This is a genomic window from Marinomonas spartinae (genome assembly GCF_900089775.1).
In the GTDB taxonomy this organism is placed as follows: Bacteria; Pseudomonadota; Gammaproteobacteria; order Pseudomonadales; family Marinomonadaceae; genus Marinomonas; species Marinomonas spartinae.
In genome coordinates this window covers 31968-45787 of the sequence record NZ_FLOB01000017.1, presented here as the reverse complement: position 1 = coordinate 45787, position 13820 = coordinate 31968, and the positions used below count along the sequence as shown (strand labels likewise).

Below are 13820 nucleotides of genomic sequence, written 5' to 3'. Positions count from 1 at the left end.
AAACCAAAAGAATGAGAGCAAAAACATGACACCACTATTTAAGATAAGTAAGTTAGGCATCTGTACCGTTCTGCTAGGAGCACCATTACTAGGCCATGCCTATACCCTCATAGATAAAGACAATCAACATTTATCTTTCAATGGCGAAGCCGATGTAGGAGCATTTCACAGTCAAGAGACATACGGTAACCCACATAAGTCTCCCTCATGGCAAGAAGGTTTTATTAAATTTGGTCTGTCTGGCGATCAAAAAGCGGCCAATGGTACCTTTTTCAGTACGATTAATGCGATATCTTCTGGCACTTGGGGCGATGGTGATGCTTCTGGCGCAACAACAGGCAGTGAACGCAAAACCAATCTCGAAGATTTATTCATCGGTTATCGTACAAAAAATATTGAATTCTCTACTGGTAGACAGGGATTTGTCGTTGGTAATGGCTTCATCATCAACAATGATGCTTTAAATTTGGGCAAAGGCCTAAATGGTCCAGCAGCTGGAACTGGAGTACACCCTAACCGTGGGGGCGCTTTCTGGCTGGCAGCACGAAAATCCTTTCATAATACCGCGATCCTGCGCTTAGGTGGCGATAAAGGCTGGCGCTCTGATATTTACTGGCTCAAATCGAACAATGAAGCACAGGCCAGCACTGAGATGGCGGGGATCAATATCGAAAACCACAATAAATATGGCGTAGTCGGCTTTTTATTCAATAAAGGGCTAAGTGTTGATCAAAAAGAAGCAAACTTCTTTGGTTTAAACAAACGCGATGGGCAAAAAACCATGAGCGTACGTTATCAAGGAGACGCGGGCATAAAACCATTATTCTTATCTGCGCAATACGTCAAACAAACGCAAGGGGATCATTCCAAAAATGCGAAGGCATGGTATGCCGAAGTTGGCTGGACCTTTGATCAGATTGCTTGGTCTCCAAGCCTTCACTACCGCTTTACTCGATACGGGGAAGGGTATGATCCTCTCTTCTATGGATTCAGCAGCCGTGGTTATGGCACTTGGTTCCAAGGTGAAGTGGCTGCTAACTATGCAGGCCCATCAGGAAACACCATCGATTCCGATATTCAATCTGTTCAGCTGTCAGCGACCCCAACAGACAAAATCAGTGTCGGTGCCTTGTATTTTGACTTTTCAAAAACCCAAAATGATACAGGAAAAAACAATGCAAAAGAGGTCGATCTCTGGATGCAATGGGCGGTCAACGATCATCTGATCATTTCTCCTTTGGTTGGTTTCTACAAGCCGAAATCCAACACCAGCAAACAAGGCAATGATAACACTAATGTGTATTCTCAAGTCATCGCCATTATGCCGTTTTAAGACGACATAATTTCCTATCTGCAAGAGCAACTGGAAACAATGGTCTGTTTTTCCCTTTCAGGCCATTGTTCTCTCTTTTCCATGAAACATATTCATCCCAATCATCTTACAGCTTAACAAAGTCTTTATTTACCACTTGGACACTCTCAATACGATACTGTTTCATCAATCCTTTTAAGTTTATTAATAACATAGGCAACACAACAGCAGTAAAGGCTATATTTGATAACGGTACCGCCAACCACACTCCCTCAATACCAAAAAGCCTTGGTAAGATAAACAAAAATGGAATCTGAACCACCATGTTACCTATGGATACAAACAATGCCTGGCCGCTTTTGCCCACTGCAACAAAATAAATAGACGCCATAAACAAGAAGCCATCTAAAAATAACGCAATCAGATGCAAACGGATACCCACCTTGGTGGCTTCAACCAAAGCCTCATTAGCACTAGCAAAAAAGCGGGTGAAGAATTCAGGGAAGAGATTCAGCACAATAACTACAACAATCCCCGAACCAACGGTAACAGAAAATGCTAACTTAACGGTGTCGATAATACGTTGGTACTGCTTCGCACCAAGGTAATAACTCACTGGTGGCTGCAGGCCACTAACCAAGCCTTCGGCAAAAAAGTAATAGCAACTGGCTAAATATCCAACAATGGCGAACGCGGCCAATTGCATCGTGTCACCATAAGTCATAAATAACCGATTATGCAAAGCGATAATAAAACTCATATAAATAAACATTACCAAGTTCGACGCGCCAAGCTGCATAATCCTTTTAGCGATGAGTTTATCAAACTGATTCAGGGATAAAACGGTTTTTGCTTTAGACGAAGTAAAATATCGTAAGCACAAAATGCAGGTAGCAAGCTGAGCGATCAAGGTTGCCACTGCCGCCCCTTTTAACCCCATTCCTAACATCCCCAAAAAGATATAATCCAAGACAATATTCAACAGTGCCCCGACCACAATAAAGAGAGTCGCCATGTTCGGACTATCATCATTTCGTACTAACATAGGCATAGCACTGGCACCAATGGAAATTAATGCGCCATAGGACATGATCTCAACATACTGCCAGCTTAGCATCAGGGTGTTCCCTGTCGCCCCTTGTAACAGCAGGCCACTTTTTCCAAAAGTCGTAAACACCAAAGAAGCAAATACACCAACCCCGACGACTAAAAATAAGGATGTCATCAACGTTGATTGTGTCCCAGGAAGATTCTGCTCACCACGATATAGGGACAGCACACTGCCACCGCCCATACCGATAAGAAGGCCAAATCCCATTATTAGACCCAATAATGGAATCGCCATATTGATTCCTGCTAATCCTTCACTGCCGACATAGCGCCCGACAAAGAAACCATCAATAATTTGGTATAACCCACTCACCAACATGGCGACAATAGAAGGAATAGCAAATCGCCAAAAGGCCTGAGCGACCGATTTAGGTGGTTGAGTGGGTGTCACGGTTTGCATTATGCCTCTCCGGTGGTGTAAAAGAGAGAATGATATGACAAATTGAGATACAAGAAAGTTGGCTACCATCCGCTTATAGGATAGATTGGTCACAGACTCAACAAGTTAGTTTTGGAGAACCAAATGAACTGGACCCTTGATCAGCTTCTCGCTTTTGTAACCGCCGCCGAATTAGGCTCTTTTTCTGCCGCCGCAAGAAGGCTTAACAAAGCACAATCACGTATCAGCAGTGCGATTTCGAATTTAGAACTTGATTTAGGCTTCGATCTATTTGATCGACGCTCCAAATTCCCCGTTCTTACCCCTCTGGGGAAAGAAATGCTGCCCGAGGCTCAAGCCATTATGAACCAATGTCTACGCTTGGAGTCACGAGCTTTAACCGCTGCGGGTCAGGAACCGATTTCATTACGTATTGCCATTGACGAAGCACTTCCCTTAGAAACAATTCATACTATTTTTTCTCAATTCGGCGATACCTTTCCTAACACTCACTTGGTCATAACCAATGGTTCCCAAGATGATATCGCTGTCGCCATAGCCCAACGTAATGCCGATATTGGCCTAATGATCAGTAATCATGTATTACCTCCTAAGTTACAGCTACGCCTGCTTGGTTATTTAAAAAAAGTACTTATTGTTGGCAATCAGCACCCATTGGCCAAAGAAGACACTCTGAGCTTGGCGCAATTACAACAATACCGACAATTCGTGTTATGTAATCGCTCAGGAGAAAATCGGGAACAGGCTTTAAGCCCAGATCATTGGGATATAGATAGCTATTATTTAATTTGTGAGTTGGTTACGCAGAATCAAGGGTGGTCCATTGTACCTGAGCACATTGCCAGCGCGCAGTGGTTTTCTCAGCAAATAAAAATCGCTAAAAACGACGTATTATCTGATCGTTTTATTGAAGTCGGCATTGTCACACTTATCGAAAGTCCCACCTCTAAACTGACAGATTGGATTATTGAACAAACGCGTCAACTGATGGCAAACCATCCTAATGAAAAAGTGGCGCAATGATGATGTCATGTCCTGCCGCAGACAACACTGTTTAGCCACTTCTCGTCTCAAGCAAATTAAGTCATCCTATAAATATTCACGAAAGATCATTTCAGTTTCTACATTAGAACAGCGACTCGATATGTATGGATAGTATGACGAAATCCAATATGACCGATTCATACTACCCTACCCTCTCTGCTTCTATTATGAATATTATTCAGATAAGCTTTGTGCTTAAGCTAATAAAAAGCCTCAACATCACGAAATACTACGCAAAACCATCAGCTTCATTTCCGTCATGTCTTCTATCGCAAAGCGAACTCCCTCACGGCCCAAGCCACTGTCTTTTACGCCACCATAGGGCATATGATCCACTCGCCATGAAGGCACATCGCCAATTACGACACCGCCCACATCAAGTACATCCCACGCTTTATAGGCTTTATAAATGTCCTTTGTGAAAATGCCAGCTTGCAAACCAAACACGGAATTATTTACCTCAGCTAATGCCGTATCAAAATCACGGAACGACGACAATATCGCCACAGGGCCAAACACTTCTTGGCAAGACACCGACATATCAGGCTCAACGTTTTCCATCAACGTAGCCTCCAACATGGCCCCATTACGCTGACCACCTGCCAGAACGCTGGCCCCACCAACAACGGCTTCTTCGATCCAAGCATGCAAACGCTGTGCTTCTTTTTCGCTAATCATCGGACCGATAAAGGTATTTTCATCCAATGGATCACCCGATACCAACTCTTTGACAACAGAAGTTAGGCGCTGTTTTAGATCATCATAAAGAGACTCATGCGCAATAATGCGCTGCACACTAATACAACTTTGGCCCGATTGATAATAGGCACCAAATACAATACGTTGCACCGCATCATCAAGGTCTGTACCTTCATCGACAATACAAGCCGCGTTTCCCCCCAGTTCCAGCACAACAGGCTTTTTACCTGCCTTGGCTTTCAATGCCCAGCCCACATCGGGCGAACCAGTAAAACTCAGCAGTTTCAAACGTTCGTCGGTGGTAAATAAGTCAGCCCCTTGACGATGGCAAGGAAGAATCGAAAAAGCGCCTTTTGGCAAGTCGGTTTCAGCTAAAATTTCACCAACAATCAAGGCACTAACCGGCGTTAAACTGGCTGGTTTGAGCACAAAAGGACAACCTGCAGCAATGGCTGGCGCGATTTTATGAGCGGCTAGATTTAAAGGAAAATTGAACGGTGAAATAAACGAACATGGGCCAATAGGAACACGCTTCCACATTCCTTGGTAATCCGCAGCACGGGCAGAAATATCCATCGGCATCACTTCACCATAAATACGCGTGGCTTCTTCTGCCGCGATTTGGAACGTATCGATCAATCGTGTGACTTCTCCGCGAGAGTCTTTAATCGGTTTACCGGCTTCAATACAAAGCGCGTAAGCCAATTCTTCAAAACGCTCTTTAAAACGCATGATGCAATGTTGCAAGATGGCTTGGCGTTGATACGCAGGCAGAGCTTTCATGGCGTCTTTTGCCTCATCTGCCGCTGCAATGGCTTTATCAATATCTGCCACACTGGCCATCGCTACTTTCGTCGCTACTTCGTTAGAATACTTATTGTGGACTGACAAATCCGTGTTGGCATGCACAGCTTCGTTTGCCAAATAAAACGGGTAACTGGATTTCAGCATGGTCTTGGTCTCTTTTTATAGTTTTAATGACGGTTATCGTTTTAACCACAAAGAAGAAAGCCATATCGTTAGATGTGGCTTAGGCTTAGGCTAGGTCTGGTGCATCTAAATCTAAGCCCATTTCTTTTAATACGGCTCCCGCTGTTCGAAAAGCGTCAATCGATGCTGGTACACCACAGTAAATTGCTACCTGCAATAAGATTTCACGAATCTCTGCGACGGTGACACCATTGTTCACCGCACCACGCACATGCAAGGCCAATTCATGGGGACGATTCAGAGCCGAGATCATCGCCAAGTTAATTAGACTACGCTCGCGCTTAGCTAAGCCTTCCCGTTGCCAAACATCCCCCCAGCAATATTCCGTGACCAACTTCTGAAGCGGGCGTGTAAAATGGGTGGCATTATTGATCGAGTTATTAACGTAGTCTTCCCCCAGTACCGCCTTACGAGTAGCAAGGCCTTTATCAAATTTATCCGTCATAACATTACCTATAAGTTACTTATATTGAAGTGTCACCGTCTGACCAAGTAGCTGGAGACGATAGGTCTGTCCTGGGATCATATCGACAGGTTTAGTCAGGGAACCACTCAAAAATTGCTGTCCGATTTTTACTTCACCAAAAATAGCTAATATACCGCGTATCATGCGTACCACAGAACCAAGAGGGCCGCCCAAGACATTCTCCGCAGACCCCACGTCACTTGTATTCTCTGTCTCTAGCCGACAAGCACAATCTGACTTTTCAAGCGTATTAGTATCAAACGGAACCAGTTGACCAACTTGATAAAAGCCTGCCGCAGCGTTATCAGACACAAAATGGCTAATATCGAATTTCCAACCTTGGAGGCGACAATCAGCGACCTCAATAGCGGGCGCCATCCACGCAATAGCCGCCAATATCTCGTCGTCAGACACATCACTCCCAACGAGGTTTTCCCCTAAAACAAATAAAATTTCAGATTCAATTTTAGGAGCAATAACTTGCCCCTGAACTAATTCACCAGACAGAATATTGTCGACAAATAGGGGGGCATAAATCGGCTCCTGTAAGGCAAAACGGTCTAGAGCTGGCTGGCTAGACAGCGCCACTTTCCAACCTATTAACTTATTGCCCACTTGTTGGTTTAGGTCAATCAAGGCTTTTTGCACCTGATAACCAAAGGCAACATTTTCCATGGAAAGCGAGTCTATCAAAGGGATAGCAGTACATTCACGACGCGCTTCCATCAATGCCCTAGCAACTTGTTCTTCTAACACAAGACTCTCCTACTTCGAGTTAACAGGTCGCGATTATTTGCCTGTAAGCTGGACACGCAAGGCATCTAACACTTCATTGAGACGTCTTGGAGAGGTTAAGGCCGCTACAAAACGGTCTGGACGAATGATCACGATTTTATCCCGTGCTTGACTAAACCAATCAGCCAAGCTGTTTTCTAAATCTTCAATGCTAGTACAACCTGATGCCGTCAAACGATCATCATGACTAAACCCACTACGCGAAGGATTGACTTGCACATATTGGGTCTGCATCTTGTTCCAAAAGGCTTTATTTTCCTCCGACATAAAGTCCGTCGGATTCGTGCGATAACCGACGATGGAAAACCAATCCCCTAATACCGTATCCAACTTCTCTTTGTTGCCTTCCGCCGTTTCGATATTCGGCTGGATAAAGAGTTTTCCGACTAAGCTGTCTTCGTAGACTTCGTCACTTTCGTGATACACGATGCCTTTAACAATGTGTGCTTTGGGTTTGAATTTGAACTCGACCAAGTGCTCACGCAAGCTGTCCACTGAATCCGTTGCTTTGAATATCCAGTCACGAATGCCCGCCATAATCGGATTCGTCATGCCCAATACCGCGCCCATGTTGTCGGCCAAACCAACCAAGTCAGTCGCATGTCCACGACGTTCATCATCGTAGGTTTGTAGAATACTGGGGGAAGCCAAGCCTTTCACCACTGCGGCGACTTTCCAGCCAATGTTCACTACATCACGAATACCCGAGTTAAGACCCTGACCAGCCCAAGGAGGCGTGATATGGGCAGCATCACCACACAATAGGACGCGGCCTTTAACAAAATTATCGGCGACACGGGAGTTATGGGTATAAGCACGAATACGGACGATATCCAAATTATCCACTTTATCGCCAATATGACGACGAATCAGACCGCGGATCACGTCTTCTTGGCAAATGTCTTCTTCTTTCTCATGGGGGAATAACATGAATTCCCAGCGGCGATACTGGTAAGGTAAATAGATACACACAAAGGGTCTAACAGGATCACCATGCAAAGCGGTAAAAGGCGCATCCAGTGTGTCATTCGCCGCATCCACTACCACCCATTTAGCGGGATGAGTTAAACCAGTAAAACCCACATCCAACTGTTTACGAACCTCTGAGCGTCCACCATCAGCAGCGATAACATAACCCGCTTCCAGACAATATTCTTCGCCTGATGAATCAGTAACGTGTAATACCACTTTATCGTTATCTTCATGGATGCGAGTCATTTCATGACCTAAGCGCAAGTCCACCGTATCAAAGCGCTTTAGGCCATTGCGCAAGGTTACTTCCAGTAGCTGCTGCATAAACATGTTACGCATTGGCCAACCATACTGGGCGGATTTGGGTTTCACTTCTGCAAAGCACACTCCACGGGAGTTATAGTAGCGCAGCGGCACATTACTGATCATATCCTTTACCGCCGTATCAGCCAGCCCAACACCTTGTAAAACACGCAAAGCTTCATCATCCATCCCCACCGCTCTTGGGTATGGCAGAATTTCTTCTGAAGCCTCAATCAACACCGTATTGATATTATATAAGCCCATATAATTAGCTAAAGTGACCCCATTTGGCCCACCGCCAACAATTACGACATCTGCTTTTTGTGTTTTCATCAATAAAGACCTCTAATCTGTAAGAACCGCTTGCATGAAACGGACAACCGCTTCATTAAATTTTTCGGGTTGATCATCGTGAACATAATGGCTGGCATGATCAATTTGAATGGCCTGCACAAAGTCACTGGACGCTGTAATGTCTGCCACGGTTTGGCTAGGCAAAAAGTCCGAATCACCGCCTTTAATCAATAACGTAGGACAAGAAATAGCACGAAACGCGGGCCAGAGATCCATCGGTTCAATGGTCAAACGCGCCTCAGCAATACCCTGCTGATCGTGTTTCCACGTCACTTTTCCGTCCACTTCACGGAACGAGTAGGTCAAACGTGCCTGTAATGCCCGCTCAGTTAAATTCGGGCGAGAGTGGGTCCAAAAATCTTTGGCCGCTTGCCAAGAGTCGAAACTTAACGGCGTATTACGCATTTCTCGACGAATACGTTCTGCCCCTTCACCTTGCTTGGAGGAGCCTGGACCAATGTCTTCTATTACCATCGCCATGACACGCTCTGGATACAAACGTGCAAACTCAGCCGCGTTTTGGCCACCTAATGAATGACCGATCAAAACAAAATGCTCTAAGCCTAAATGGTCCACAAAACGCGCTAAATCCTGTACGTAAGTATCGGCTTTATAATCCTCGGTCGGCCCCCAATCACTGTCACCGCGCCCCCGTTGATCCAAAGCGAAAAAAGTAAACTCATTACCCATTGCATCCACTAGGTCTTGCCATGTTTGTGCAAAACCTCTTAGCCCATGCAGCATAACCACAGGCACCTTGCCACTGCCCCATTGCAGGTAATGTAGGTTAAGCCCATCGCTGGTGAAAAAATGGCTGCTACTCGACATTGTCATGGCTATGACCTCTATAAAATGGCCGCTATAAAAAATGACCTCTAAACGAGGCCATTTTCTCCTTTAACATCTTTGGCTTGTAAACCACCTAAACGTGCATGCAAGCGACCACGAGTCGCAAAAGACCAAATAATCAAAATTTCATCATTACGAGGTGCATCGTTAAAAGACACGGCGATAGAGTCATAATGAGAACGCACGTAGAGAGCGTCTTTATGAGCCAAAGGCACATCAATAGTCGCACCTGGCGCACCCACTTTACCGGTTGAAGGCACCCAAGATTTCCCACCACCAACAGCAACACGAACCGGATCGGCCGCAGGGTTGGTCAAAAAGGCATTACCGTGTTCGTATTCGCCAAAGGCACCAACAAATACCGCTTTACCGTAACTAATGATCTCATTATCGCCGGCAATCTCATTGATACGGCGACCAAACTCTTTCCCTAATTCAGGAGAGTTTTCCACCAGCACAGATAAGTCTTCAGAATAAGTATTCGCCAGTGGGTTATGAATGGCGGCCGCAATGACGTATTTTTTCACTGGCTCACCATCGGCCAATTTGCCAGTTTCATTGGCCAGTGTTTCTTCGTAATGGTAAAACCATTTACGAATATGGTATGAGCTAAAGTTTGCTTCTTTCATGGTTTGAATCCTTAGTACATTGGTAAACAGCACATTGATCAAAAGTCATCAGTCAAAAATAGGTTCGAGTGTGATCGGACGACTCGGTGCATGAGCATGCTTAAAACGGTATTTACCAAGCTCATCATCGTGTTCTGTTTCCAAGAAAAACTCTAAGCGGTTGCCATCTGGGTCTTCAAAATACAGCCCAATCCCCACTTCATGATCCGTGGTTTTGACAATCGGAACCTTTTTTGTCAATAACATGCCATACAAGCGGCGTAAGGTGGTCAAGTCACCATCGATCTCCATGCCATAATGCTGAAGACCAATGATGCCTTTGCTTGCCCCTTCTGGCGCTTTAATCAAAGCAATATCATGATGCTTATCACCAAAGCTCATCATCACCCACTCGTCACCATTACGAGCGTTTTTCTCCATCGACAACACATCCGCATACCAGTCAGCGGAGGCATTGGGATCGGAAACAAATAAAGAGATATGGGTACGATTGATTTTCACCTTCATATTCATCACCTATTTTGATGCGATCACACCACTATTTATTGATTACAGAGGTATGAGCGGCCTTAATAACGGCTTCAACTGGCGTCCAAAGCACATCGGAAATTTCACTGAATTCACGCCATTCTTTTTTCCAAGACAATCCCGCTTTCTCGCTGGTAAATAAATGACCGTACTTGGTGCCAGCCACCACTTGATCAGGATTTTCAGGGTTCACATGAATCCCCCAAACACATGAGTTAGGCTGTGATGGAAGAGGGAGTAGCTGCCATGTTGCAGCGGCATCATGGGAAACATAAATTTGGCTGGTCGTACCAGGCGTGCCATCTGATACACTTAAATAAATCGTACTTTCTGTCCCCATCGGCACAGCCGTCGCACGGGCGTAGTACAAACCAAAGGCTTCCTTCGCGATAACACCTTCCCATGTTTCACCATCATCAAAGCTGCGATACACGGCATTCACACACACCGCTACCACTACCTTTTTACCTTTGTTGGGAAGCACTTGAATGGTGTGAATATCGGAGTTGAAATCCCAAAGCAAGCGATCATCAATACGCTCCCAAGAATCACCACCATCTTCACTCTTGAACAAGCCGCCTTCTTCTAAACCAAACCAAACTTTATTCGAATCGGTTGGGTCAAAAGCAAACGCCAATAAACGAGGCTTGCTCACACCAGCGCAAAACTCTGGAATCTCCACCGGAGCTCGGTCCCATGTTTCCCCTGCGTCTTTGGTACGCCATAGCACCGCGCGGGACGGCGCACCAGTACCGACAAAAATACGTTTTGAGTCATTCGGATCGACCGCCACTTTCCACACGGTTTCACCATTAAAAGGGGAATCAATGCGCGTCCATTTAGTGCCCGCATCTTTACTGACACATAGGCCAGTGTCCGTACCAATGTATAAGGTACTTGGATTCGCGGGATCTACATCCAGAGAACGGGTAATCGCGTCAAACTCAATGTCCTGGCCTAAACCAAGACGATGCCATGTTTGGCCATTGTCGGCACTTTTCACCACACCTTGGCCAACGGTTGATACTAAAATTGTGCCACTCATACTACCTCCTAAAGGAAAATGCCGCGAGTTAGTCCACCATCAATACCAATCGACTCGCCAGTGACGGCAGCCGCTTTTGGTGACGCTAAAAAAGCAATCAAATACGCGATTTCAACGGGTGCTAAGGTACGGCGGATTGGCGTTACATCAATGTAACCTTGTTCCACTTCTTGTGGTGTTTTGTTTTGGATCTTACCTTCACGCTCATACAACTCTTGAATATGAGGGGTATCTACCACGCCGGGATGAATAATGTTGCACGTAATACCATGAGGGCCCAGCTGATCCGACAAGTTTTTTGTCATATGAACGATGGCAAGGTTACGCATACCAGACATGACTTTACTACTGCGGCCCGTTAAGCCACCAATGTTGATAATGCGACCAAAGCCTTGCTTCTTCATATAAGGGGTGACAGCTTTGGCACAGCGGAAATAGCCAATGACTTTAGTATCTAAATCCCCCAACAATTCGTGATCATTCGCAAACTCAATAGAGTTACGAACCACCCCAGAAGGCGCTGCCGCACCATTAACCAAAATATCTACGCGGCCAAATTCTTTGGCCGCCACCGCCACCATATTTTCGACGGAATCCATATCCGTAGTGTCACAGGCAACAGGCAGAACACGACGACCCGTTGCTTCGGAAATTTCCGCTGCGGTTTTTTCCAGTACAGACATGGTGCGCGAACAAATCACCACATCACAACCTTCTTCCGCTAAAAATCTGGCAACATCTTTACCGATGCCCATACCACCACCGGTTACAATGGCAACTTTATTTTTAATTTCTAAATCCATAATCGAATCCTCTACTTTCTATTAACCTAAATTGACAAAAACGCTCTTCGTTTCGGTATAGGCATCAATGACATTTTTGCCCATTTCACGTCCCCAGCCTGATTGTTTATAACCACCAAATGGCGACGCAGGATCCACCACATTCCAACAGTTAATCCATACAGAGCCGGCTTTAATGCGACTGGCAATGGTGTGCGCCTGAGTCAGATCATTAGTCCAAAGACCTGCCGCCAAACCAAAAGGCGTATCATTGGCGCGATGCACCAACTCATCCACATCCGACCAACTCATGACCGTGACCACAGGGCCAAAAATTTCTTCTCGCGCCACACGAGCTTGCTCTTGTTTATCCAAAAAGACTGTTGGCGACATAAAATAGCCATCACCTAGCTCGCTTGGTTTACCACCACCACAAATCAGCTCAGCCCCTTCTGACACGGCACTGTCCACGTAACCTTTGACGACATCGAACTGTGCGGAGGAAACTAAGGGGCCCATGGTAGTTTGCTCATTCAAACCTGGCCCAACCACATGAGCCGCCGCGTGTTTGCGTAATTCTTCCAGCGTTTGATCAAGCACACTTTCATGGACATACAGACGAGAAGCAGCGGTACACACTTGGCCTTGGTTATAAAAAATACCGTCGGCGGCCCCCTTTGCCGCTTTGATAATGTCAGCATCAGGTAAGATGATATTGGGAGATTTGCCACCCAACTCGAGAGAAACTTTTTTCATATTACTGACCGCACTTTGCGCAATCAGACGCCCTACACCGGTCGAACCAGTAAAGGCAATTTTATCGACGCCAGGGTGAGCCGCTAATGGCGCACCAGCCCCCTCACCAAAGCCCGTTAATACGTTCACCACACCACGGGGAATACCGGCTTTTTCGATCAGATACGCCAAACGTAAGGCTGATAAAGGGGTTTGTTCCGCTGGTTTCAAAATAGAGGTACAGCCAGTTGCTAACGCTGGCCCTAGTTTCCAAGCACACATAGAAAGAGGAAAATTCCATGGTACAATCAGTGCGCACACACCCACAGGTTCTTTCACTGTGTAGTTGAGCATGCGTTCGCCTGTACGCGGCGACACAGGAATGGTGCTGCCTTCAATTTTCGAAGGCCAGCCAGCAAAGTAACGAATAACGTTTGCCGTGACCACCACTTCGCCATTTTTCGCGTTGCTATAGGGCTTGCCATTTTCTAGCGAGATAATTTGCCCGAGGTTTTCCGCGTCTTCTTCGATTAAATCCGCTAACCGCAACATCAATTTGGTGCGCTGAGCCGGAGACACATGCTGCCACTCTCCCTCTAACGCTTGGCGAGCCGCTTGAACCGCGTGATCCACATCCGCAGCAGTGGCTTTGGAGACACTGGCGATATTGAGTGTCGTCGCTGGATTCTCAACATTAAAATATTCACCTGCAGCAGGCTCAACCCACTCGCCGCCAATAAACAAACGTTTTTGTTCGGCAAGAAAGCCTTGTACTTCTGGAAACAGTTCCATGGTAGTCATGATCAA

Annotated in this window: 13 protein-coding genes; 2 read left to right on the top strand and 11 right to left on the bottom strand. The window is 45.8% G+C overall.

The window, feature by feature from the left end:
- The first annotated feature begins 25 nt into the window (after positions 1-25).
- The gene (locus MSP8886_RS20205) at positions 26-1333 is read left to right on the top strand and encodes an alginate export family protein (protein WP_067020328.1); all 1308 of its coding nucleotides are present in this window, start codon (positions 26-28) and stop codon (positions 1331-1333) included.
- A gap of 106 nt (positions 1334-1439) precedes the next feature.
- On the opposite strand, the gene MSP8886_RS20200 is transcribed toward MSP8886_RS20205, so the two are convergent.
- Positions 1440-2822: an MATE family efflux transporter gene (locus tag MSP8886_RS20200; RefSeq protein WP_067020325.1), complete on the bottom strand. Its 1383-nt coding sequence runs from the start codon at positions 2820-2822 to the stop codon at positions 1440-1442.
- A 123-nt stretch (positions 2823-2945) separates the two neighbouring features.
- Here MSP8886_RS20200 and MSP8886_RS20195 point away from each other — a divergent pair, with 123 nt between their 5' ends.
- Complete coding sequence (locus MSP8886_RS20195; protein WP_067020322.1) at positions 2946-3845, top strand: LysR family transcriptional regulator; 900 nt, start codon at positions 2946-2948, stop codon at positions 3843-3845.
- Between the two features lie 240 nt (positions 3846-4085).
- On the opposite strand, the gene MSP8886_RS20190 is transcribed toward MSP8886_RS20195, so the two are convergent.
- The 10 genes from MSP8886_RS20190 to MSP8886_RS20145 form a co-directional block, all read right to left on the bottom strand.
- Positions 4086-5516: an aldehyde dehydrogenase family protein gene (locus MSP8886_RS20190; RefSeq protein WP_067020319.1), complete on the bottom strand. Its 1431-nt coding sequence runs from the start codon at positions 5514-5516 to the stop codon at positions 4086-4088.
- A gap of 85 nt (positions 5517-5601) precedes the next feature.
- Positions 5602-6000 (bottom strand): carboxymuconolactone decarboxylase family protein, encoded by a 399-nt coding sequence (locus MSP8886_RS20185; RefSeq protein WP_067020316.1) that lies wholly within the window; start codon positions 5998-6000, stop codon positions 5602-5604.
- Positions 6001-6015: 15 nt separating this feature from the next.
- Positions 6016-6777, bottom strand: a complete 762-nt coding sequence (locus tag MSP8886_RS20180) for a 2-keto-4-pentenoate hydratase (RefSeq protein WP_067020313.1) — start codon at positions 6775-6777, stop codon at positions 6016-6018.
- Positions 6778-6810: 33 nt separating this feature from the next.
- Positions 6811-8424, bottom strand: coding sequence for a bifunctional 3-(3-hydroxy-phenyl)propionate/3-hydroxycinnamic acid hydroxylase (locus tag MSP8886_RS20175; RefSeq protein WP_067020310.1), 1614 nt, complete (start codon positions 8422-8424; stop codon positions 6811-6813).
- 12 nt (positions 8425-8436) lie between these two features.
- Entirely contained in the window at positions 8437-9279 is an 843-nt protein-coding gene (locus MSP8886_RS20170) for an alpha/beta fold hydrolase (RefSeq protein ID WP_217491375.1), read from the bottom strand.
- 41 nt (positions 9280-9320) lie between these two features.
- Entirely contained in the window at positions 9321-9923 is a 603-nt protein-coding gene (locus tag MSP8886_RS20165) for an amino acid synthesis family protein (protein ID WP_067020307.1), read from the bottom strand.
- A 48-nt stretch (positions 9924-9971) separates the two neighbouring features.
- Entirely contained in the window at positions 9972-10430 is a 459-nt protein-coding gene (locus tag MSP8886_RS20160) for a VOC family protein (RefSeq protein ID WP_067020304.1), read from the bottom strand.
- Between the two features lie 31 nt (positions 10431-10461).
- Positions 10462-11496: a VPS10 domain-containing protein gene (locus MSP8886_RS20155; protein WP_067020301.1), complete on the bottom strand. Its 1035-nt coding sequence runs from the start codon at positions 11494-11496 to the stop codon at positions 10462-10464.
- 8 nt (positions 11497-11504) lie between these two features.
- Positions 11505-12299, bottom strand: a complete 795-nt coding sequence (locus MSP8886_RS20150; RefSeq protein WP_067020299.1) for an SDR family NAD(P)-dependent oxidoreductase — start codon at positions 12297-12299, stop codon at positions 11505-11507.
- Between the two features lie 21 nt (positions 12300-12320).
- A complete protein-coding gene (locus tag MSP8886_RS20145) occupies positions 12321-13814 on the bottom strand; it encodes an aldehyde dehydrogenase family protein (RefSeq protein ID WP_067020296.1) in 1494 nt (497 codons plus the stop codon).
- Between the last annotated feature and the right edge of the window lie 6 nt (positions 13815-13820).